This is a genomic window from Streptomyces sp. NPDC026575, assembly GCF_055567415.1.
Window position 1 is genome coordinate 16326 of record NZ_JBVHQM010000035.1, and the last position, 21455, is coordinate 37780.

Here is a 21455-nt window from a genome sequence, read left to right on the forward strand (position 1 = left end):
ACGGGCGGCTACGGCCTGCCGCCGCGGAACACCGGTGCCGCCCAGGCCGGAGGGCGCGGCGGGCCGGTCACCCGGGCGGCCTCCCGCAGCGCCGACACAAAGCCCCGGCAGGTCTCGTAGCGGTCCTCCGGAGCCTTGGCCAGGGACTTGGCGAACACCGCGTCGCAGGCCGGCGGCAGATCGGGGCGCCGGTCGGTCAGGGCCGGCGGCTGGCGGTTCTGATGCGCCCACAGCAGCGCCAGGATGTCGTCGCACCGGAACGGCGGCGACCCGGTCAGCATCTCGAACTGCACACAGGCCAGGCTGTAGATGTCGCAGCGGCCGTCCACCGGGCCGCCCGAGACCTGCTCGGGCGCCACATACTCCGGCGTGCCGACGACCTGCCCGATGGTGGTGACCCCGGACAGCGACATCGCCCGCTTCGTCAGCCCGAAGTCGGTCAGATAGGCGTGCTCGGGACTGTCGTAGTCGGTGCCCTGGGCGATCAGGATGTTGCCCGGCTTGACGTCGCGGTGGACCAGGCCGTGCGCATGGGCGGCGTCCAGCGCCGAGGCCACCTGGAGGGCGATCCGGCACGCGGTCTCCATGGACAGCGAGCCGTCGCGATCGAGCAGCGCCGCCAGATCCAGCCCCTCGACGTACCGCATCGCGATGAAGAGCAGCCCCTCGGCCTCCCCGGCGTCGAAGACCGGCACGATGTGCGGGTGCTCCAGGGAGGCGGCGACCTGCGACTCGCGCTCGAAGCGCTTGCGGAAGGTGTCGTCCCGGGCCCGCTCCGGCGCCAGCAGCTTGATCGCGACGATGCGCCCGAGCCGCAGGTCCTGCGCCCGGTAGACCACGCCCATCCCGCCCCGGCCGATCTCGTCCTGCAGCTGGTATCCGGCGATCTTGTGCCCGCGCAGCCCGGAGGAGTCCGGGGCGGTGGAGCGCTCCCGGTTGCGGTCGGCCGGCTCGCCGTTCACCGCGACTCCGGGTACTCCTGGGCGGATGCGGGCCCCGGCCGCTGACCGGAGTCCCTCGACGACGGTCGCGCACTCACCGCGCACGTCTGCATCGACACCCCGTCGCAGTAGCACCACCGCTCGTGCCGGGCGTCGTAGAGCCAGACCGCGTCGCCGTCCACGACCACGCCCAGCCGGGTGCCGCGGGTCCGCTCGGCGAAGGACTCGCGGTCGAGCTGCCCGGCGGCCAGCTCCTCGATCAGCCGCCGGTACCTGACCAGTTCGTCCTCGGCCGCGCCCAGCAGCGAGCGGGGGTCCGTGGTCCGGGCGGCGGGCTGTGCGGCGGTCGGCGGCTCGCGCGGCACGGTCAGCAGCAGCCGGCCGTCGACCCAGGCCGACCAGCCGTTGGAGCACAGCGCCAGCGCCCAGTCGCCGCGCCGGTCGACGACCTGGACGGGCAGCAGCGGGTCGAGCGGCGAGCTGGGCAGGGTCGAGTCCGGGGCGGACCAGGTCGCCATGCCCTCCGGCGGGACGACATGGCTGGGGAGGAACTCCGGTGAGGTCACAGGCCGCTCCTCGGCGCTATCTGCGCATGATCTCGGGCTCGTGCCGCCGCAGCAGCTTGGTCACCACGAAGCCGAGGACCAGCGAGAGCACGAGCATCATGCCCATGTTGAGCAGCCAGACCCCCGGCGTGTGTCGGAACAGCGGGTCCGAGGTCCCCTGCGGCATCAGGTGGTGCAGATCGATGGTGCCCGCCATGGCGCCGAGCGCCCACCGGGACGGCACCAGCCATGCCAGCTGCTCCAGCACCGGTACGCCGTTCAGCTCCAACAGCGCACCGCAGAACACGACCTGGATGATCGCGAGGAGGACCAGCAGCGGCATGGTGACCTCCTCCTTGCGCACCAGCGCGGACACGAACAGGCCGAGCATCATGGCGGTGAACGCCAACAGCGCCACCGCGAGGGTGATTTCGATCAGTGGCGGCAGCAACACGCCCTTGCCTCCGGGCGCGTTCAGCTTGACGCCGATCAGCGCCACCAAGGTCAGCACCACGGCCTGGACGACCGTGATCAGGCCCAGGACCAGCACCTTGGACATCAGATACGCCGAGCGGGACAGGCCGACGGCTCTCTCCCGCTGATAGATCGTCCGCTCCTTGACCAGCTCCCGCACCGCGTTGGCGGCGCCGGTCAGCACCGCTCCGACGCACAGGATCAGCAGGGCGTTGATCGCCGAATCGGCGGTGAGCGCGGACCCGGCCAGGGCGTGCGCCATCGCACCCATCACGAACGGCAGCGCGACCATGATGATCAGGAACGTCCGGTCGGCGGTCAGCGCCGCCGCGTACCTGCGGACCAGGGTGCTCAGCTGCGCGCCCCAGCTCTGCGCCTTGTGCGCCTCCACCGGGCCCTTCGGCGCTTCGGGGGCGCGCGGGGGCTGGTGGGAGTCCATGGCGATATAGCGCCGGTGCTGCGGCGAGGCGCGGTACTCGTCCGCCCAGGCCCGGCCCCGGTCGTTCTCGAAGGCTTCGAACGCCTCCGGCCACTGCGCGTAGCCGAAGTAGGGCAGCGCCTCTTCGGGGGGCCCGTAGTAGGCGATCGTCCCGCCCGGCGCCAGCACCAGCAGCCGGTCGCAGACGTCCAGGCTCAGCACGCTGTGGGTGACGACGATGACGGTGCGGCCGTCGTCCGCCAGGCCGCGCAGCATATGCATCACCGAGCGGTCCATACCGGGATCGAGGCCGGAGGTCGGTTCGTCGAGGAAGAGCAGCGAGGGCTTCGTCAGCAGTTCCAGCGCCACGCTCACCCGCTTGCGCTGGCCGCCGGAGAGGCTGTGGATGGGCTGGTCGACCCGCTGGTCGAGGCCCAGTTCGTGGATCACCTCGTCGACCCGCGCCTGCCGCTCGGCCTTCGCGGTGTCCTCCGGGAAGCGCAGCTGCGCGGCGTAGCCGAGGGCGCGCCGCACGGTGAGCTGCAGATGCAGGATGTCGTCCTGCGGTACGAGCCCGATGCGCTGGCGCAGCTCGGCGTAGTCGCGGTAGAGGTCGCGGCCGTCGTAGAGCACCGTGCCCTCGTCCGCGGGGCGCAGTCCGGTCAGCGCGTTGAGCAGCGTCGACTTGCCCGCGCCGCTGGGGCCGACCACGGCGAGCAGCGACTTCTCACCCACCGGGAAGGACACCCGGTTCAGCAGGGTCTTGTTGCCCTTGTCCACCCGGACGCTCAGGTCCTGCACGTCCAGTGACACCTCACCGGTGTCGATGAACTCCTGCAGCTCGTCGCCGACCAGGGCGAACGCGGAGTGGCCGATGCCGACGATGTCGCCGGGGGCCATCGGGGCCCGCTCCACCGGCTGGCCGTTGAGGTAGGTGCCGTTGTGGCTGCCCAGGTCGACGATCTCGAAGCCCTCGGGGCCCGCCCGAAGTTCGGCGTGCCGGCGGGAGACCGAGAGGTCGTCGATGACCAGGTCGTTGTCGGGCGAGCGGCCGATCCGGGTGGTCCGGGCGGCCGGGATCGGGCGGATGGAGGTGGGGTGGCGGAAGGTGTGGGTGCCGGCGGGGTGGGAGACGGCGGACGGCCGGTCGACCCGGCTCGGCCGCGGCACCCTGGAGAGCACCGCGCACGGCCCGTCGGCGGGGTTGCCGAAGCGGATCACGCTGCCCGGTCCGACCCCGGTCTCCTGGATGCGCCGCCCGTCGGCGAAGGTGCCGTTCGTGCTGCCTTCGTCCTGCACCATCCAGTGGCCGGCGTCGGCCCGCAGGACCGCGTGGTGCCAGGAGACCCTGGCGTCGTCCAGTACGACCTCGCTCCGCGGGTCCCGCCCCACGTGATAGACGCGCCCGGGGCTCATCACCTGGGTGCCGCCGTCGGACTCGACGACGAGTTCAGGCGCGGTGGACGCGTCCGGCCGCTCAGCCATACCAGGATTTTACGGCGGCCGGCCCCGCCTCGCCTGTTCGCGCACCCGCACCACCGGCCGCAAATTCCCTGCCCAAAACGGCATTTCAGGGTATGACCGCCCCTTATGCGAGCGAATACGACCGGTTACTCGCGAGAAAGGGCGCAGGTCAACTAAGGTGAGCAATTCGATTAGCCCAACCTGTAAATTCCATGGAAATGCCGGAATTTGCCGTGCTGATCGAAGGAAGTCCTGGCGAACCAGGACGCAGAGTGCAGAACAGGGCTACGTGGTGTCGGCGACACCGCCGAACGTCGGCTTTGTTAGGACCCAGCCGGCCCGTCCGTCACCCCGGACACGACGGTGCCGGTCCCTTCTTATTCACCTACCTCTAGAAGGCAAGGCAGAGATGGCACGAGTCTCCCGACAAGACCCCCCGCAGTTCCCCGGCCAGCGGGCGCACCCCGTCGACGAGGTGCTTCCCGTCGGCAAGCTCACGCTCTACGGCTTCCAGCACGTCCTCGCCTTCTACGCGGGTGCGGTGATCGTCCCGATCGTCCTCGGGAACGCCCTGGGCCTCTCCCGTGAGGAGCTCGTCTATCTGATCAATGCCGACCTGCTGACCTGCGGTATCGCCTCGATCATCCAGGCCCTCGGCGTCTGGAAGATCGGCGCCAGGCTGCCCCTGGTCCAGGGCGTGACCTTCACCGCGGTCTCGCCGATGATCGCCATCGGCCTGGGGGCGGGCGGCGGCACCGCCGGACTGCTCGTCGTCTACGGCGCGGTGATCACCGCGGGCATAGCGACCTTCCTCTTCGCGCCGTTCTTCAGCAAGCTGGTCAAGTACTTCCCGCCGATCGTCATCGGTACGATCCTCACCGTCATCGGCCTCACCCTCATTCCGCAGGGCCTGCAAGACGCGGCCGGCGGCGCGCAGTTGAAGGGCCACCCCGAGTACGGCGACACCAAGAACCTCCTGTACGCGCTGGGCACCCTGCTGTTCATCCTGCTCGTCGTCCGGCTCGGGAAGTCGTACCTGAGCAGCCTCGCCGTCCTGCTCGGCCTGGTCGTCGGCACCGGGGTCGCCTGGCTCCTCGGCGACGCGGACTTCAGCGGGGTGGGCAGCGCCGACTGGTTCGGCGTCAGCACGCCGTTCCACTACGGAATGCCCAAGTTCGAGGTGTTCCCGATCATCGCCATGGTCGTCGTCATGCTGATCACGATGGTGGAGACCACCGGAGACGTCTACGCCATCGGGGAGATCACGGGCAAGAAGGTCGACAACGCCACCGTCGCCAACGCGCTGCGCGCCGACGGTGTCGCCACCGTCCTCGGCGGTGTCTTCAACTCCTTCCCCTACGTGGCCTTCGCCGAGAACATCGGCCTGGTGCGGATGTCGAAGGTGATGAGCCGCTTCGTGGTGGTCGCGGCCGGCGGCTTCATGATCGTCATGGGGCTGCTGCCCAAGGCGGGCAGCGTGGTGGCCGCGATTCCGCATCCGGTGCTCGGCGGTGCCGCGATCGCGATGTTCGGCATGGTCGCCGCGGTCGGCATCCAGATCCTGGGCAAGGTGGACCTGCGCGAGGAGCGCAACGCCCTGATCCTGGCGGTCAGCCTCGCCGCCGCGCTGCTGCCGGGCGCGGTCGCGCCGTTCTTCGAGCGGATGCCGGAGGACGTCCGTGCGGTGCTCAACAGCGGGATCACGCTGGGCAGCCTGACCGCCGTCCTGCTGAACCTCTTCTTCAACGTCTTCACCGGCCGCAAGTCGATGGAGATCGACTGGGACGAGATCGAGGCCGACGAGCCGGCGGACGCGCACCAGGCGGCCGCCGCCCACGAGCCGGCGGACGCGTACGGCCGGCCGGGCCCGCAGCACCCGCAGGGCGCCTACAGCCCGCCGGCGCCGCAGCACCCGCAGGGCGGCGGCTACCACCCGCAGCACCCGCAGGGCATGCAGCCCCCGCACGACCCGCAGGGGCCGCCCTGGGGGACCCCCGCCCACTGAGTCCGCCAACGGCCGCGGGCGGGGAGGAAACCGGATTCCGGTCCCTCCCCGCCCGCCTGCCCGCCGCCGTCCCCGCGGGCGCGGTCAGTGCGTGGTCACGGTGTTGAACGGCGGCGCCTCGCCCGCCTCGCCGATCAGCTCCCAGAAGTGGTCGGCCAGCCTGCGCAGATACGCCGAGCGCTCGGCCGCGACCTCCTTGAGCCGGGAGTCGTCGTTGCGCGCCACCACGTGCCCCATGTAGCGCTCGGAGAACTCCGCGAACTCGGCGTGCATCGTGCGCAGCGCATCGCTCACCCGGGTCTTGTTCAGCGTGGTGATCTCGGTGACCGGCCCGACATGCGCCTTCCAGCGCCCGTCGATGGCCGACCGGATGTGCCCGGCCAGTTCGTCGTCCCGGCCCATCACCCCGATCAGCTTGCGCAGCGACAGCCCCAGAGCCTCCACCAGCGCCTTGGTCTGCCGGTAGTCACCGCTCCACTGCTGTGCCGACTCGGCGGCCCAGTACCGGGCCGGGTCCATGCCGATCAGCTGCGCCAGCCGCTCCACGCTCAGCTGGCGGGCCATCCGGTGCTCGGCGAGCGTCCGCGGCTCGACGCCCATCAGCGCGGTCGGCGGGCACCACAGGACGTCGGCGAGCACGAACAGCTGCGGCTCGGTCGGAATCTGGGAGCCGTACTCCCATGCCTCGATCAGCTCAGGACGGACCGGTGCGCCGCACGCCGTCATGGCCTGGGCGACCTGAGCCGTACTCAGGCCCACCCGGGCCCGCGCGGATCTGGCCTCGGCGGGAGAGAAGGGAGTGCTGTACACGTACGGGACACCTCGCTGCACCCTTCGATCGAGGGGCGCTTGGGGGGCGGGGGGGCTGGAGGAACCTCCAGGGGCGGGCAGATTAACAGATGGTCCATACGTACGAAGCTCCAGTTCCCTTGGAGTCGAAGGTTCCGGTGCCGACGGACGGACGGGCGCGAGAGATGTGCACTATCTGTCCGATTTCGCTCATCAACTCGCTTACTGGGTATAGCCGATGCCTCGGTGCTTACCGGGCGGTAGCCCGGCACGGGATCGACCGGACGGCGGTCTGTAATCAGAGCGTTACGTGGATGAGGGAGTGGTGTCACAGTGATCCCCGAGGCTGACGTTGCCGACCGACACCGTCCGCGGAGCCGGCCGGCAGCGCACCCGACATCCGGTCCTCCCCCCACAATCCGATCAGGATGGGACCCCCTCATATGCGATCAGTGCTGGAACGCACCTGCGCGTTCCCCTGCTCGGAGCCTGCCTCAGCGGCCCCGCGTCCCTGCTTCCCCGTCCGTCCCGCGGAGAGACGGACGCCGAGAGCGACCGGGGCGTCCCGCCCGCCACGCAGCTGACGGCCACGCGGCCGACGGCCGGCGGACGGCCGAAGGTCCGGAAAACGCCCCATACCCGGCGACCGGATCCGCTTTCGCATGTCTCCTTGCACGAAAGGACAATCCCAGGTGCTCACTTCGCACCACGGCAACTCCCAGGGCCCACCCCTGGCCCTGCTCGACGACGGGGACCGCGCCCCGCACGACACCGCCGACCACGCCCGCGACGGCGGGCACGTCCTGGTCGTCGGCGCTCCGGGACCGCGCCTGGAGCGGCTCACCCGGACCCTGCGCGCCACCGGCCACGAAGTCAGCCAGGCCCCGCCCGGCGAGGTCGACCGGCAGATGGGGCGGGCCCACCCGGACGCCGTCGTCGCCCTCGACGAGGACGGCGCACCCCACAACAGCGGGCTGGCGGTGATCCGTGAGGTCCGTACCGCGTCCGCGGGCCGGGCGCTGCCGCTGCTCATGGTCACCACCACCCCCGAGCCGTCCGGCGTGGCGGACCTGCTGCGCCACGGCGCCGACGACTGCATACCCGAGGCATTCGATCCGGGGGAGCTGTCCGCCCGTATCGAGGCCAAACTCCGCCGGGTGCCCGTACCGGTCGAGAGCCTGCCGCGCGATCCGCGGACCGGGCTCTACTCCCCTCCGCACTTCCTGGACGAGCTCGACCGCGAGCTGCGGCGCCCCGAAGCCGCCCGGCACGGCGGTGTGCTCGCCGTCGTCTCGGTGGCCGAGACGGCCGCGCTGGAGGCCCGGTTCGGGCAGCGGGTGCGCCGGGAGCTCGCCGAGCGGCTGGCCGGGGTGGCCAATGGGGTGCCCCCTGCTCACGAGGAGTCGAGAGCCGGGGGAGGGCTCGGCGGCTTCTGCGACCGGCTCGGCCGGGACGACGACGGCCGCCTTCTGATGCTGCTGCCCGGCGTCGACGAGGAGACCGCCCGCCGGGGCCTGGAGCGGTTCGCCGCCACCGTGGCCGGCACCCGCTTCATCGTCGCCGACGAGCACGTCCGCCTCACCCCGGCCGTCGGCTGGCTGCCGCTGACCGGATGCGCCGACGGCGCCGAGGCCGTCGAGCAGGCCCGGGACGCCGTACAGGAGGCGCTGCGCCACCGGGATCTGCGGCCGGTGCGCTACGCGCCCTGGATGCGCGGCGCACCGCACCGCCACCGCCGGCGGCCGCCCAGCGCGCTGCTGCGTCCCGCCCTCTCGGCGCTCTCCCCGGTCCTGGCGCTGCTGATCGGGGTCGCCGTGCCGTTCCTGCTCTACCGGCAGACCTACGCGCTGGGCTGGGACCTGGGCTCGGCCATGTACTGGGTGGTGGTGGCCGGGCTGGTGCTGTCCGCGCTGCTGATCGTGCTGGAGTGCCTCTTCTCGCTCGACGCCCGGGGCCGCCCCGAGCGCCCAGGGGCGCCGTACCCGCCGGCCAGCGCCGTCATCGCCGCCTATCTGCCCAATGAGGCGGCGACCATCGTCGACACCGTCGAGTCGTTCCTGCGGCTGGAGTACCCCGACGAGTTGGAGATCGTGCTGGCCTACAACACGCCGCATCCGCTGCCCGTCGAGGACACCCTGCGCGAGATCGCCGCCCGCGACCCGCGGCTGGTGCTGCTGCCGGTCGCCGGCTCCACCTCCAAGGCGCAGAACATCAACGCCGCGGTCACCCGCGTCCGCGGCGAGTTCGTCGGCATCTTCGACGCCGACCACCACCCCGCCCCGACCGCCTTCAAGGACGCCTGGCACTGGCTGTCCAACGGCTACGACGTCGTCCAGGGCCACTGCGTGATACGCAACGGCGAGAGCTCCCGGGTCGCCGAACTGGTCGCGGTGGAGTTCGAGGCGATCTACGCCGTCAGCCACCCGGGCCGCACCCGGCTCTACGGTTTCGGGGTCTTCGGCGGCTCGAACGGCTTCTGGCGCACCGACCTGCTCGCCCGCACCCGGATGCACGGCTCGATGCTGACCGAGGACATCGACTCCACGCTGCGCGCGCTGGGCGAGGGCGCCCGCTTCGCCGTCGACCGCACCCTGATCTCCCGCGAACTCGCGCCCACCACCCTGAAGGCCCTGTGGAACCAGCGCTCCCGCTGGGCACAGGGGTGGCTCCAGGTCTCCCTCAAGCACCTGTGGCGCGGTCTGCGCTCACCGGTGTTCACGGTGCGTCAGAAGCTCGGCCTGTTCGTCCTGCTGGGCTGGCGCGAGGTGCAGCCCTGGCTGACGCTGCAGATCCTGCCGATCCTGCTGTACTCGGCCTGGCGGGCCGGCGGTCTGCACCGGCTCGACTGGGCCGTGCCGGTGTGCGTACTGGCCGTGCTGTTCACCATGGCGGCCGGTCCCGTGCAGGCGCTCTTCGCCTGGCGGCTCGCGGTCCCCGAACTGCGCGCCCGCCGCCGGTGGTTCTGGTCGTACCTCCTCGTCTCGACGTTCTTCTACAGCCACTTCAAGAACATGGTGGCCCGGCAGGCCCATCTGAAGGAGGCGTTGGGCGACCGGCAGTGGCGGGTCACGCCCCGGGCCGCCACCAAGGCGGTGGCCCGCCGATGAGCGCCGAGGCCGCCCCCGCCCGCAACCGGGCGAGCGCCATCGACGGCTTCCGCGGGCTCGCCGCGCTGAGCACCGTCGTCTTCCATGTATGGCAGCAGTACTTCCGCTACGACGCCGAGGGCGCCCACCCGCCGGTCGACGACCCGGCGCTCGGCGCGGTGCTGTCCCTCGAAGTGATCGACCTGTTCTTCGTGCTGTCCGCGTATCTGCTGACGCTGTCGTACGCGCGGGCCGCGATCGACGGGCGCTCGACGAAGCCCGCCCGGCTGTTCCTCTTCCGGCGCACGATCCGGATCCTGCCGCTGTACGTCCTGGCGGTGCTGGTCGTCTGGGCGATGCGCAACCCGACCCTGCCGGGCGACTGGCGGGACCTGGTCGAGCACCTCACCTTCACCCATGTCTTCGACGGGCAGCGGATCTTCTACACCCTGGGCCCGACCTGGTCGCTCTCGCTGGAGGTGCTGTTCTACCTGCTGCTGGTGGCGCTGGGGCCGCTGGCGGTCCGGGCCTGCCGGCCGCTGCGGCGGCGCGGCAGCCGGGTCGCGGTGTGCGCGGCGGGGTGCGGGGTGCTGTTCGCCGCGCCGCTCGCCTGGATCGCCGTCGCCCACTACGCGTTCGGTGTGCCGCACACCGACTGGGTGGTGTACTTCGGCCCGCAGGCCCGGTTCGGCGGCTTCGCGGCGGGGATGGGGCTGGCCGTGGCGGTGGTCGCCCTCGGCGACCGGGGCCGGCTCGGCCCGCGCACCGCGCTGCCGTTGGCCGGGGTGGGGCTGGCCGGGCTGTTCGCCCTCTCCCTGGACTCCGGACCGGAGAACTTCACCTTCACCTTCTACCACCCGCTCGCCTCGCTGCTGTGGGCCGCACTGGTCTTCGGCACCGTCCACGTACGGCAACCGGCCTTCTGGCAGCGGATGCTGACGGCCCGTTGGCTCACCGCCGTCGGGCTGATCAGCTACTCCCTGTTCATCTGGCACGAGCCGGTGATGCTCCAGCTCCACAAGGCCGGGCTGCTGCCGGTCGGCCAACCGGGCTTCCCGTCGGCCCTGCTGATCGTCTTCGCGGCGGCGCTGCCCGTGGCGGCGGCGAGCTACTGGCTCATCGAATACCCGGCGAGCCTGCTCGGCCGCCTCAAGGACCACCGCGGCCGCCCGCGCGAGTTCTACCCGGAGGCCGCCACCCGCTGACCGTCCTCGCCCGCCCCTTCGCCGGGGACCCGCGCGGTGTCCGCCGGGTCCCCGGCGAAGATCTTGTCGAGGTGGTAGTCGAGGGTGCGGCGTACGTCGTCCAGTGTGCGGCGGTGGTGCAGCACATCGCCGCCCAGCCCGATCGCTCCGGAGACCAGCAGATCGGCCTCGTGCCAGGCGTCGAGGCCGGGCGCGGTCCGCCCGGCGGCCTGCGCCGCCCCGATGAGGTCCGCCACCAGCCGCTCCAGGGGCGCCTCGGCGGCGAGGAACACCTCGGCCAGCGCGGGATCGGTCAGGCTCCGGGCGTAGTAGGCGGCGAACACCCGTAGCGCGGTGGTGCGTTGGGCGTCCACGGGAAGGAACTCCTCCAGCACCGCGCGCAGCAGGGCGCGCGGGTCGGCGGGGTCGTGGGGGACCCGGGTGCGGGCGATGCGCTCGTTCTCCTCGTGGAGCATATGCAGCGCGGTGACCAGGAGTTGGTGCTTGCTCTCGAAGTGGTACTGCACCGCGCGCAGCGACACCCCGGCCTCGGCCGCCACCTCCCGCAGGCTCGCGGCGTGCAGGCCCCGCTCGGCGGCGATCCGCCACAGCGCCTCGGCCACCTGCCGGCGCCGGCGGGCCTGGGCGCCGGTCGTCGCCGGGCGCTCGGCGGCCGGAGCCGGCGTCTGCCTGCGCCGCCGGTATGCCTTCGCCTGGCAGCTGCGCGAGCAGTAGAGCGCCGGCCGGCCGCGCCGGGGAGGGGTGAGCACCGCACGGCACATGCGGCACACCGGCCCGGCCGCCGGCTCCTTTTCGTCACGCATATTTCCCCTTTCCGGCACCTGAAATTGTGTGACGAAAAGCGAATTCACCAGTGAATCGGCCGTAGGTCGTCACTTTCTCAATGATACGTTCGTAACGTCTCAAGGGTGCGTAATAACCGGCGCGCCAGGCGACAGGAAATCCGGCGCGCATCGCGGCGCGGAACTCTACGAGGGGACTTCGGGGACACCGATGAAGTACGACATCCTGCAGGGCATCGGCGCCGTGGTGATGGTGCTCTTCGCACAGGGCGCCATCCGGCTGCTCGTCGACCACGGCAACGCCGGCCTCCTCGGCTGGCTCGGCGGCGGCTTCGGCGTCGCGCTCACCGCCCATCTGGCGCTGGTCGCCGTGGGTGTGCTGCTGACCGGCTGGTCGCACGGCAGGGCCAAGGCGCTCGGCCGACGCGGCTGAACCCGCCCGGCGGGCCGGCCGGGCGGGTTCAGCGGGGGGTTCGGCCGTCAGCCGACGTGCACGCGCGGGCGCCGGGCCGGGTCGGGCTCGGCGCGGCGCAGGACCTCGCGGGTGACCGGCGCGACCTCGCCGTCGCCGAAGACCAGGAACCGCAGCAGATGGCTGAACGGGTGGCCCTCGGTCCAGTTGAAGTAGGCGTGCGGGACCTGACCGGTGTGCTCGCGCAGCTGCATCAGCACCGCGGCGATGGTGTTGGCCACACCGGCACCCTCCACGCGGAGGATCTGCGCCCCGTACCGCTCCTCGCCCTGGACGTGCAGATCGCTGGTGAAGTCCGAGGAATCCCGGACGGTCACTTCCAGGAACAGCACCGGGCGGCCGTCGGGGATATGGGTCTCCTCGCGCTGGCTGTACTCCTTCTCCCGGTACTCCGCCGCGTCCCGCTCGTCGGGCTCGTTGGCGATCACCCGCAGCGGTCCGGCCGCGGTCGCGGCGTCGATCAGCCGCACCGCCGTCTCGTCGAAGTCGACCTGGATGGCGCGCAGTTCGAAGGCGCGATGGACGCGGGAGGCGAAGGAGGTCAGCAGGATGCCGAGGATGAACAGCAGCGCGATCTTCAGACCGTCGGGCCGTTCGATGACATTGGTGATCAGGGTGTAGCCGAACACCAGGGTGATGGCGCCGAATCCGACGGTGGCCGCACGCAGCCGGCGGTGGCGGGCGGCGACGGTGGAGGCGAACGACGCCGAGAGCATCAGCACCAGCACACCGGTCGCATACGCCCCGCTCTGCTCGTCGACGCTGGCGTCGAAGACGAAGGTGACGCCGAAGGCGATGGCCAGGAAGATCAGCACCAGCGGGCGCACCGCCTGGGTCCACTCCGGAGCCATGCCGTAGCGCGGCAGATAGCGCGGTACGAGGTTCAGCAGGCCCGCCATCGCCGAGGCGCCGGCGAACCAGAGGATGGCGATGGTGGAGATGTCGTAGACGGTGCCGAACGCCTCGCCGAGGTGCTCGTGCGCCAGATAGGCCAACGCGCGGCCGTTGGCCGAGCCGCCGGTCTCGAACTCCTTCTGCGGTATCAGCAGGGTGGTGGCCAGGCTCGACAGCAGCAGGAAGCAGCTCATGATCAGGGCCGCGGTGGTCAGCAGCCGCCGTGTGCCGCGGATCCGGCCCGCCGGCCGCGCGTCGGTGTCGGTGGCCTCGCCGCGGACCTGCGGCATCACGGCGACACCGGTCTCGAAGCCGGACATGCCCAGCGCCAGCTTGGGGAAGACCAGCAGCGCCACCCCGACGATCGCCAGCGGCGAGGAGTGCTGGGCGCTCATCGCGCTCCACCAGTCGCCGACCACCACGGGGTGCGAGAGCACCTGCCAGGCCGAGGTGGCCAGCACCACGACGTTGAGCACCAGGTAGGTCCCGACGAGACCGACGGCGATGCCGATCGCCTCCCGGAAGCCCTTGAGGAAGACCGCGCCCAGGGCCGCCAGCAGCACCAGCGTGATCCACAGGTTCGCGCCGTGCAGCGCCTGCGGGGCGAACGGGTTCTCCACCACGTGCGCCGAGGCATCCGCGGCCGACAGCGTCATGGTGATCACGAAGTCCGTGGCGGCGAACCCGAGCAGCACCAGGACCAGCAGCTTCCCCGCCCACCAGGGCAGCAGCCGCTCCAGCATGGCGATCGAGCCCTCACCGTTGGGGCTCTCCTTGGCGACCCTGCGGTAGACGGGCAGGGCGCCGAGCAGGGTCAGCGCGATCAGTACCAGGGTGGCGAACGGCGAGAGCAGTCCGGCCGCCAGCGCCGCGATGCCCGGCTGGTAGCCCAGGGTCGAGAAGTAGTCGACGCCCGTGAGGCACATGACGCGCCACCACGAGTGCCCCTTGTGCTCGGCCGGCGGGGTGCCGTGCGGCCCGGGGTGACGGGCGGTGCGGCTGCTCAGCCCGTCCAGCAGCCAGCCGCGCCACCGCTGGGCTGCGGGGGCGGCGGGCGCGGGGTCCGCCTGTGTGGGGGTGGTCATGCGGATACGTCCTGCCGTTCGTCGGTCGAGGGTTCGGGCTGCTTTCGGCAACGAGGAGCGAGTATGCAACACCGTGCGCCCGGCGATCCGGCCCGCCCCGCGCCCGGCGACATCGGCCGCGCCGGGCCCCGGCGTCAAGGCAGTGTCAGAAACCGGCCGTAGTCCGTACGTACCGCGTCAACAGACGCCACCGCGGTGCCCGGGCACCGCTGGGGCGCGCAGACTGACGGCATGGGCCGAGGGCCCATGGCAGGAGGTGCTTCCCATGGCTGCGCTTCACCCCCCGACGCCGCTCCGGCGCCCGCGCATGGTGCATATCGCCCGTTTTCCGCGCGCCGTGCCGCGCCCGCCGCGTGTCGCCCACCGGGCGCCGCCCACCCGCACCCTTGCCGGCGACCTCGCCGTGCCGCTCGGCGGCGTCGGCGCGGCGCTGCTGGCGACCGCCCTGCTGCTGACCGGCCGGACTCCGCACACCGCCGTCGCGCTCACCGTCTTCACCGCGCTGACCGTGGCCGTCTCCGCGCTGGCCAGACCGCTGCTGGTGCCCGCCGTCGGCCTGGTGTGCTGGCTGTTCTACGACGGGTTCGTGCTCAACCAGCGCTCGGACCTGGCGTTTCGGCAGCCCGACCGGACGAGCCTGCTGGTGCTGCTGCTCGCCGGCCTCGCGGGCGCGGGCTGCGCGGCCGCCGTTCGCGCGCTCCGCCGGGCCGGCCCCGGCCGCAGCCGCTGAAGGAAGGAGGTCAGTGGCAGTGGCACCGGCACCGGTGGTGGTGCCGATGCCCGGCGGCGCAGCGCCGGCGGCGGGCCGCTCGGCGCGCTCTGCCCGGTGCGCTCAGGAACCCCAGCCCGATCCCCAGCATCCAGGTGTCCTTGGCCATCGGAACGCCGTCCGGGGTCGGTCGCAGACTGCCCGGCTCCCGCATCCCGGGGACCCGCAGATACAGGCCGACCAGCCCGCCGGCGAACCCGGTCAGCGCCAGCCCGGCCAGCCGGGTCGGCACGAACGGCGCGAGCAGCGCGCTCCCGACCGCGACCTCGGTGCACGCCAGCAGCCGGGTGAACCGCTCGGCCGGAATCCTCTCCAGGAACGGATACGCCGTACGGGCCATCGTGTGCAGGCCCTCGGCGGTGGCCTGGTCCGCCCGCAGCTTCATCAGCCCGGTGTTCAGGATGAACGCGCCGGTGGCCAGTCGCGGGGCCACATCACGGGCTTGGGGCAGCGGCACCATCGAGCCTCCAGATCTGCTTGTCGGCCCCTTCACCGAGGCTAGAGCCACCGCGCTGGATCCGCCCGGCCTGCTCCGCCGCGAGCGGCCCGGCCGCCGGCCCCGGTCCACCTCATATCGTGGGCACGTCGTCCCACTGGTCGAGGATGTCGTCCACCGACTCCGGGCCGGGTTCCGGCCCGCCGCCGTCCAGGGACTGCTCGGTCCAGATGACCTTGCCGCCCGGGGCGTAGCGGGTGCCCCAGCGCTGGGCGAACTGGGCGACGAGGAACAGGCCGCGGCCGCCCTCGTCGGTGGTCGCGGCCCGGCGCAGATGCGGCGAGGCGCTGGTGCCGTCGGAGACCTCGCAGATCAGGGCGCGGTCGTGCAGCAGCCGGACCCGGATGGGCTGGGCGCCGTAGCGGATGGCGTTGGTGATCAGCTCGCTGAGGATCAGCTCGGTGGTGAACGCGATCGCCTCCAGCCCCCAGGACTCCAGCTTTTCCAGGCAGGCGGACCGGATGGGGGCGACGGCCGCCGGGTCCGAGGGCACCTCCCATTCGGCGACCCGCGCGGGGTCCAGCAGCCGGGTGCGGGCCACCAGCAGGGCGATGTCGTCGCTGGGGTGCTCGGGCAGCATCGCGTCGAGGACCGCCGTACAGGTCTGCTCAGGGGTGCGCTCCGCGTCGGACGCCAGGGCGGTGCGCAGCAGCTCCAGACCGGTGTCGATATCGCGTTCGCGATCCTCGACCAGCCCGTTCGTGTACAGCACCAGCCGGGAGCCCTCGGCCAGGGTGAGTTCCGCGGTCTCCACCGGCACGCTGCCGCCCAGGCCCAGGGGCGGCGAGACCGGCACCTCGGGGAAGGTGACGGTCCCGTCGGGGCCGATCAGGGCCGGTCCCGGATGGCCCGCACGGGCCACGGTGGCCCGGCCCCCGACCGGGTCGTAGATGGCGTACAGGCAGGTCGCGCCGGTGATGCCGGTACGGCCGCCCTCCGGGCGGACGCCGTCGGCCTCGCTGCTGACGCCCGGCCAGACGGTCTCCTCGTCCGCCGGGCTGCCCTCGCCCGCGGCCCCGCCGGCCGCCCGCGCCTCGTCGGTGTCGATATGGCCGACCAGTTCGTCGAGGTGGTTGACCAGTTCGTCGGGCGGCAGGTCGAGCGCGGAGAAGTTGTGCACCGCGGTACGCAGACGGCCCATGGTGGCGGCGGCGTGCAGACCGTGTCCGACGACATCGCCGACGACCAGCGCGACCCGGGCACCGGGCAGCGGGATGACGTCGAACCAGTCGCCGCCGACGCCGGCCTGCGCCGGCAGATAGCGGTGCGCCACCTCCAGGGCGGACTGCGCGGGCAGGGTCTGCGGCAGCAGGCTGCGCTGGAGGGTGACGGCGAGGGTGTGCTCGCGGGTGTAGCGGCGGGCGTTGTCGATCGAGACCGCGGCCCGCGCGGCCAGTTCCTCGGCGAAGGACAGATCCTCCTGCGTGAAGCCACCGGAGGCCGCGGACCGCCAGAAGTTGGCCAGTCCCAGCACCACACCCCGCGCCTGCAGGGGGACGGCGATCACCGAGCGGATGCCGACGTCCAGGATCTGCCGGGTGGCCGTCGGGTCCTGCCCCCGCCACTCGTCCGAGCTGCTCATATCGTCCACGAGGACCGGGTAGCCGCTCTCCAGACTCGACGCCATCGGCGTGCCGGGCGGGAACCGCAGCACCTCGCCGACCTGGTAGACGGGCGAGTCCTCGGTGACGCCGCGGACCGCCATCCGCCGCAGATCGGTGCCCGCCCCGCTCTCCGGCTCGTCCCCGCGCAGCACCGGCTCCAGCAGCTCGACGGTGACGACGTCGGCGAACCGGGGGACCGCGACATCGGCCAGTTCCTGGGAGGTCTGCGACACGTCCAGCGTGGTGCCGATGCCCAGCCCCGCGTCGTAGATCAGTTTCAGCCGCTCCTGGGCCACCTCCGCCGCGCCGGAGACCGCCCGCAGTTCGGTGGTGTCCCGCAGCGTCACCGCGCACCCGGTCGGGCCGCCATGGGGGGCGGTCGGACGGACGTTGACGGCGAGCAGCCGGTCGCCCGCCAGATGCACCTCGTCGGTCACCTCCCCGCCGGCGGTCAGCAGCGCGGCCAGCCGCGGCTCCAGGCCGAGGTCGGCGACCGGGAGCCGGTCCGCCACCGCGCTGTCGGGCAGGTCGAGCAGCCGCCGCGCCTCGTCGTTGGCCAGCAGCAGCCGCCCGTCACTGCCGACGATCAGCACGCCCTCGCGCACCGCGTGCAGCACCGCGTCGTGGTGGTCGTACATCCGCCGCATCTCCGCCGGATACAGCCCGTGCGTCTGCCGCCGCAGCCGACGGTTGATCAGCACCGCGCCGACGGTGACCAGCAGCAGCGCCGCGACCGCGAAGCCGAGCAGCAGCGGCAGCTGGTCGACCACCCGCTCGTCGGTGCTCTGGATGCGGATGCCGACGGACACCAGCCCGGCGATCGAGTGGTCGCGGTCGACGACCGGGACGACGGTGTTCACCGCGGGGCCGAGGGCCGAGGGGAGGGTGGAGGTGTACGCCCTGCCGCGCAGGGCCGGCCCATAGGAGCCGCCGACGACACGCTTGCCGATCAGGTGCGGGTCCGGGTGGGTCCAGCGGATGCCGTCGGGACGGAACACGACGATGTAGTCCACGCCGGAGCCCTTCCGGGCCGCCTCGGCCTGGGGCTGCAGCACCGCGCTGGGGTCGGCGGACTTCATGGCGGCGAGGATGCCCGGCGCGTGCGCGAAGATCTCGGCCCCGACGACCGAGCGCTGACGGGCCTCCTGCGTGAGCGCGCCCCGCGCCTGGAAGACCAGGGCCAGCATGGCCGCGACGACCAGCAGCACCACCAGGGCGAGCTGCAGCACGAACACCTGGCCGGCGACGCTGTGCCCCTTCAGCAGCGAGCGGAGGGGTTGCCGGGGGGAGGGCGACGACCCCTTCGGGGCGTCACCCTCTCGCCGGAATTTTTCCGTCATGCCCCATATTTAGCATTCTGATCCACTGTGGGGTGATCAGCTGCCGCGGCGTTGTGCCGCCGCTCGGGGACGGCCGCCGGTCGATCGCCCGTGACTCCGGCCGGATTCCACCCCTTGTCCGGCATCCGGAGCTCTGGGCGGCGCAGGCCCTATTGAGCGATGCTTAGCGGCTCCCTATGCTCGGCAGCCCTCGATGCACCGTCCGTCGATGCACCGCGTGATACGAGCCGCAGCCCGCCAGGAGCCCGGATGAGCTTCAATCTCGCGACCGCACTGTGTGAATCCCGCCGATCCCACCCGGACAAGCCCCTGTGCCACATCGGGGAGCTGACCGTCACCTACGCCCAGGCCGACCGGGCGTCCGGCCGTATCGCGGCCACGCTGCGGGCCCTGGGCCTCGGGCCCGGCGCCAGGGTCGCCGTCCAGCTGCCCAATGTGCCGCAGTTCCTGTTCGCCTACTTCGGCATCCTCAAGGCCGGCTTGGTCATGGTCCCGCTCAACCCGCTGCTCAAGGCCCCCGAGATCGCCTACCAGCTCCACGACTCCGGCGCCCGACTCCTCGTCACCTTCGAGGAGTTCGCCGACCAGGCCGTCAAGGCAGCCGAGCTGGCCGACGGCGTCGCCACCTACGTCGTCCCGCTGCCCGGCAGCGACCGGACGTTCCCCGGCACCCGCCCCTACGAGGAGCTGTACGCCGCGGCCGACACCGGCGAGATCGCGCCGACCGGCTCCGACGACACCGCCGTCCTGCTCTACACCAGCGGGACCACCGGCCACCCCAAGGGCGCGGAGCTGACCCACTTCCAGCTCTATATGAACTGCACCCTCACCGGCGAGGTGTTCGGCTACCGCCCCGACGACGTCGCCCTCGCCGTCCTGCCGCTCTTCCATGTCTTCGGCCTCTCCGGCGTCCTCAACATGGCCGTACGCCACGGGGGGACCCTCGCCCTCGTACCGCGCTTCGAGACCGCCGCGGTCCTCGACGCCCTCGAACGGCACCGCTGCACGATCTTCGCCGGCGTCCCCACCATGTACACCGCCCTGCTCCAGGCCGATATCGCCGGCCGGGACCTCGGCGCCCTGCGGGTCGGCGTCTGCGGCGGTGCGCCGCTGCCCGGCGAGATCCTCCGCGCCTTCGAGGAGAAGTTCGCCGGCGTGGCCATCCTGGAGGGCTACGGCCTGTCGGAGACGGCCAGCACCACGACCTTCAACATCAGCACCGAACAGCGCAGGGTGCTCTCCATCGGCAAGCCGATCTGGGGCGTGGAGGTCCGCATCGTCGACGAAACCGGCGCCGTACTGCCGCCGGGCCCCGACCAGGTCGGCGAGATCCTCGTCCGCGGCCACAACGTCATGAAGGGCTACCACCGGCGGCCCGAGGAGACCGCCGAGGCGCTGCGCGGCGGCTGGCTGCACACCGGAGACCTCGGCCACCAGGACCACGACGGCTACTTCTTCGTCGTCGACCGCAAGAAGGACCTGGTCATCCGCGGCGGCTACAACGTCTACCCGCGCGAGGTCGAGGAGGTCCTGCACACCCACCCGGCCGTCGCCGAGGCAGCGGTCGTCGGCCGCCCCGACGACCGGCTCGGCGAGGAGGTCGTCGCCGTCGTCAGCCTCGCACCCGGCGCGCACACCACCCCCGAGGACCTCACCGCGCACTGCCGGCAGCAGCTGGCCGCCTACAAGTACCCGCGCGAGATCCGGATCGTCGACGAGCTGCCCAAGGGGCCCACGGGAAAGATCCTCAAGAAGGAGCTGCGCGCCGGGCTGTCGGGCCCCTGAGGGAGCGATCCGCGTCAGGCCGTCTGCGCCGGGCCGAGCTGGCGGTCGATACGGCCGATCAGTTCGGCCCGGCGGAGCCGCAGTTCGGCCGGGGCGCAGGTGACGGCGATGCGGTGCGCCTCGACCAGCGGGCCGAGCTCCGGGGGCGGCTCGACCACACCGGTGAAGAGCGGGGCCATCCAGGCCGCCGTCGGCGCCTGCACCGGCTCGTCGCCCGGGAGGGCCGGGGTCGGCGGCATCGGACCGGCCTGGCCGTGGAGCATACGGGCGGTGAGGATGGCCGCCTCCCAGACGCGCATGCTCTCCAACCGGACATGGGAGGCCAACTCGTCCCGCAGCGCGCACAGGTCGCTCCAGGCATGCTCGTGCTCCCGTAGAGCCCGGCCGGCCCGCCCCACCAGCCAGGCGTAGGTCATCCGGGCGCGCAGCAGACCGCGGCGGGCCTCGCGGGCGCTGTCCGCGTACGGGTTGTGCGCGACGACCTTCATGGCCACGGCGGTGATCGCGAGCACCAGCATCAGCACCGCGACCCAGCCGGGCGCGTACCGGGCGCCCTCGACCGCGCCCTCCTCCACCGCGGTGTCGCGGGCCCGCAGCACCGCCCACACGGTGACGGTGAAGAGCACGGCGGCCAGGTAGAGGGCGGGCAGCGCGAGCGAGCCGAGCAGTGCGAGGGCGGGGCGGCGTTCGCGGAGCGTGTGCAGCCCTTCGCGTATCCGGTGCAGCGGGGCCGCGATGGCGTGCCCGGACAGCATCAGGGCCAGGGCCAGCACGACACCCGGCAGGAAGGAGACCGTCTGCTCGATCAGCGAGACCGACTCCTCGCTGACGGTGAGGTACTGGAAGACCCGCATGAAGTACCACGCGTCGAACACGGCCATCGCGCCGATGACCGGCCAGCGCAGCACCCGGATCCACATCTCGCGGCGGCGCCGGTCGTGGGCCCCGTCCTCGACATGGCGGGCCGCGACCGCCTCCTGGGCCGTCCGGGCCGTCCGCAGGGAGTCGGCGGCCTCGAAGCGGGCCAGGGACTGGAGCGTCTCCTCGGTTCTGGCGTGGGTGGTGAGGGTGCGGGCGCGTGCGGCGGCGAGTTGGTCGCGGTTCTGGCCGACGAGTTCGGCGACCTCGCGGGCCGCGCGCAGCAGCATCCGCATCTCACCGTTGTCCAGGTGCTCGGGCTCCCGTTCGGGGCCCTGCTCGGCGCCCTTCACCAGGTGCCGGATGTCGCATCCGCACCCGTGGTGACAGGGGCTGCCTCGATGCTTGTGGGACATGGCGTGAGTCCTTTGCTTCAGAGCTGT

At 72.1% G+C, this 21455-nt stretch carries 15 protein-coding genes; 6 read left to right on the forward strand and 9 right to left on the reverse strand.

Features of this window, described 5'->3' with window-relative positions; genetic code table 11:
• Positions 1-8: 8 nt before the first annotated feature.
• The 3 genes from ACZ4NB_RS33925 to ACZ4NB_RS33935 are packed head-to-tail and all read right to left on the reverse strand — an operon-like array spanning position 9 to position 3863.
• The gene (locus ACZ4NB_RS33925) at positions 9-962 is read right to left on the reverse strand and encodes a serine/threonine-protein kinase (protein ID WP_467666877.1); all 954 of its coding nucleotides are present in this window, start codon (positions 960-962) and stop codon (positions 9-11) included.
• A complete protein-coding gene (locus tag ACZ4NB_RS33930; RefSeq protein ID WP_467666878.1) occupies positions 959-1507 on the reverse strand; it encodes a hypothetical protein in 549 nt (182 codons plus the stop codon). Before ACZ4NB_RS33930 ends, ACZ4NB_RS33925 begins: the two co-directional genes overlap by 4 nt.
• 16 nt (positions 1508-1523) lie before the next feature.
• Positions 1524-3863 (reverse strand): ABC transporter ATP-binding protein/permease, encoded by a 2340-nt coding sequence (locus ACZ4NB_RS33935; protein ID WP_467666879.1) that lies wholly within the window; start codon positions 3861-3863, stop codon positions 1524-1526.
• A gap of 388 nt (positions 3864-4251) precedes the next feature.
• On the opposite strand from ACZ4NB_RS33935, the gene ACZ4NB_RS33940 reads away from it, so the two are divergent.
• Positions 4252-5847, forward strand: coding sequence for a solute carrier family 23 protein (locus ACZ4NB_RS33940; protein WP_467666880.1), 1596 nt, complete (start codon positions 4252-4254; stop codon positions 5845-5847).
• Positions 5848-5931: 84 nt separating this feature from the next.
• Here the strand turns inward: ACZ4NB_RS33940 and ACZ4NB_RS33945 are convergent, their stop codons facing one another.
• A complete protein-coding gene (locus ACZ4NB_RS33945) occupies positions 5932-6657 on the reverse strand; it encodes a transcriptional regulator (RefSeq protein WP_467666881.1) in 726 nt (241 codons plus the stop codon).
• Between the two features lie 671 nt (positions 6658-7328).
• On the opposite strand from ACZ4NB_RS33945, the gene ACZ4NB_RS33950 reads away from it, so the two are divergent.
• Positions 7329-9743: a glycosyltransferase gene (locus tag ACZ4NB_RS33950; RefSeq protein ID WP_467666882.1), complete on the forward strand. Its 2415-nt coding sequence runs from the start codon at positions 7329-7331 to the stop codon at positions 9741-9743.
• Positions 9740-10927 carry an acyltransferase family protein gene (locus ACZ4NB_RS33955; protein WP_467666883.1) on the forward strand — a complete coding sequence of 396 codons (1188 nt, stop codon included), beginning with the start codon at positions 9740-9742 and terminating at the stop codon, positions 10925-10927. The genes ACZ4NB_RS33950 and ACZ4NB_RS33955 overlap by 4 nt, the downstream gene beginning before the upstream one ends.
• Here ACZ4NB_RS33955 and ACZ4NB_RS33960 read toward each other — a convergent pair.
• Complete coding sequence (locus ACZ4NB_RS33960; RefSeq protein WP_467666884.1) at positions 10903-11730, reverse strand: TetR/AcrR family transcriptional regulator; 828 nt, start codon at positions 11728-11730, stop codon at positions 10903-10905. The two genes, ACZ4NB_RS33955 and ACZ4NB_RS33960, sit on opposite strands and share 25 nt — an antisense overlap.
• A gap of 190 nt (positions 11731-11920) precedes the next feature.
• Here ACZ4NB_RS33960 and ACZ4NB_RS33965 point away from each other — a divergent pair, with 190 nt between their 5' ends.
• The gene (locus ACZ4NB_RS33965) at positions 11921-12142 is read left to right on the forward strand and encodes a hypothetical protein (protein ID WP_467666885.1); all 222 of its coding nucleotides are present in this window, start codon (positions 11921-11923) and stop codon (positions 12140-12142) included.
• 47 nt (positions 12143-12189) lie between these two features.
• On the opposite strand, the gene ACZ4NB_RS33970 is transcribed toward ACZ4NB_RS33965, so the two are convergent.
• Positions 12190-14160, reverse strand: a complete 1971-nt coding sequence (locus tag ACZ4NB_RS33970; protein ID WP_467666886.1) for an APC family permease — start codon at positions 14158-14160, stop codon at positions 12190-12192.
• A 265-nt stretch (positions 14161-14425) separates the two neighbouring features.
• On the opposite strand from ACZ4NB_RS33970, the gene ACZ4NB_RS33975 reads away from it, so the two are divergent.
• Positions 14426-14890 carry a DUF4118 domain-containing protein gene (locus tag ACZ4NB_RS33975; RefSeq protein WP_467666887.1) on the forward strand — a complete coding sequence of 155 codons (465 nt, stop codon included), beginning with the start codon at positions 14426-14428 and terminating at the stop codon, positions 14888-14890.
• A gap of 10 nt (positions 14891-14900) precedes the next feature.
• On the opposite strand, the gene ACZ4NB_RS33980 is transcribed toward ACZ4NB_RS33975, so the two are convergent.
• Together ACZ4NB_RS33980 and ACZ4NB_RS33985 are read right to left on the reverse strand one after the other, a co-directional pair.
• Complete coding sequence (locus tag ACZ4NB_RS33980; RefSeq protein ID WP_467666888.1) at positions 14901-15389, reverse strand: hypothetical protein; 489 nt, start codon at positions 15387-15389, stop codon at positions 14901-14903.
• Between the two features lie 109 nt (positions 15390-15498).
• A complete protein-coding gene (locus ACZ4NB_RS33985) occupies positions 15499-18369 on the reverse strand; it encodes a SpoIIE family protein phosphatase (protein WP_467666889.1) in 2871 nt (956 codons plus the stop codon).
• 249 nt (positions 18370-18618) lie between these two features.
• On the opposite strand from ACZ4NB_RS33985, the gene ACZ4NB_RS33990 reads away from it, so the two are divergent.
• Positions 18619-20154, forward strand: coding sequence for a long-chain-fatty-acid--CoA ligase (locus ACZ4NB_RS33990; protein WP_467666890.1), 1536 nt, complete (start codon positions 18619-18621; stop codon positions 20152-20154).
• 14 nt (positions 20155-20168) lie between these two features.
• Here the strand turns inward: ACZ4NB_RS33990 and ACZ4NB_RS33995 are convergent, their stop codons facing one another.
• The gene (locus ACZ4NB_RS33995; protein WP_467666891.1) at positions 20169-21428 is read right to left on the reverse strand and encodes a hypothetical protein; all 1260 of its coding nucleotides are present in this window, start codon (positions 21426-21428) and stop codon (positions 20169-20171) included.
• Positions 21429-21455: the final 27 nt, after the last annotated feature.

Excerpts from the sequence above, each read along its gene's own strand:
- ACZ4NB_RS33935 (WP_467666879.1), bottom strand. The coding sequence starts at position 3,863 with ATGGCTGAGCGGCCGGACGCGTCCACCGCGCCTGAACTCGTCGTCGAG.
- ACZ4NB_RS33940 (WP_467666880.1), top strand. The coding sequence starts at position 4,252 with ATGGCACGAGTCTCCCGACAAGACCCCCCGCAGTTCCCCGGCCAGCGG.
- ACZ4NB_RS33955 (WP_467666883.1), top strand. The coding sequence starts at position 9,740 with ATGAGCGCCGAGGCCGCCCCCGCCCGCAACCGGGCGAGCGCCATCGAC.
- ACZ4NB_RS33960 (WP_467666884.1), bottom strand. The coding sequence starts at position 11,730 with ATGCGTGACGAAAAGGAGCCGGCGGCCGGGCCGGTGTGCCGCATGTGC.
- ACZ4NB_RS33965 (WP_467666885.1), top strand. The coding sequence starts at position 11,921 with ATGAAGTACGACATCCTGCAGGGCATCGGCGCCGTGGTGATGGTGCTC.
- ACZ4NB_RS33970 (WP_467666886.1), bottom strand. The coding sequence starts at position 14,160 with ATGACCACCCCCACACAGGCGGACCCCGCGCCCGCCGCCCCCGCAGCC.
- ACZ4NB_RS33975 (WP_467666887.1), top strand. The coding sequence starts at position 14,426 with ATGGCTGCGCTTCACCCCCCGACGCCGCTCCGGCGCCCGCGCATGGTG.
- ACZ4NB_RS33980 (WP_467666888.1), bottom strand. The coding sequence starts at position 15,389 with ATGGTGCCGCTGCCCCAAGCCCGTGATGTGGCCCCGCGACTGGCCACC.
- ACZ4NB_RS33985 (WP_467666889.1), bottom strand. The coding sequence starts at position 18,369 with ATGACGGAAAAATTCCGGCGAGAGGGTGACGCCCCGAAGGGGTCGTCG.
- ACZ4NB_RS33990 (WP_467666890.1), top strand. The coding sequence starts at position 18,619 with ATGAGCTTCAATCTCGCGACCGCACTGTGTGAATCCCGCCGATCCCAC.
- ACZ4NB_RS33995 (WP_467666891.1), bottom strand. The coding sequence starts at position 21,428 with ATGTCCCACAAGCATCGAGGCAGCCCCTGTCACCACGGGTGCGGATGC.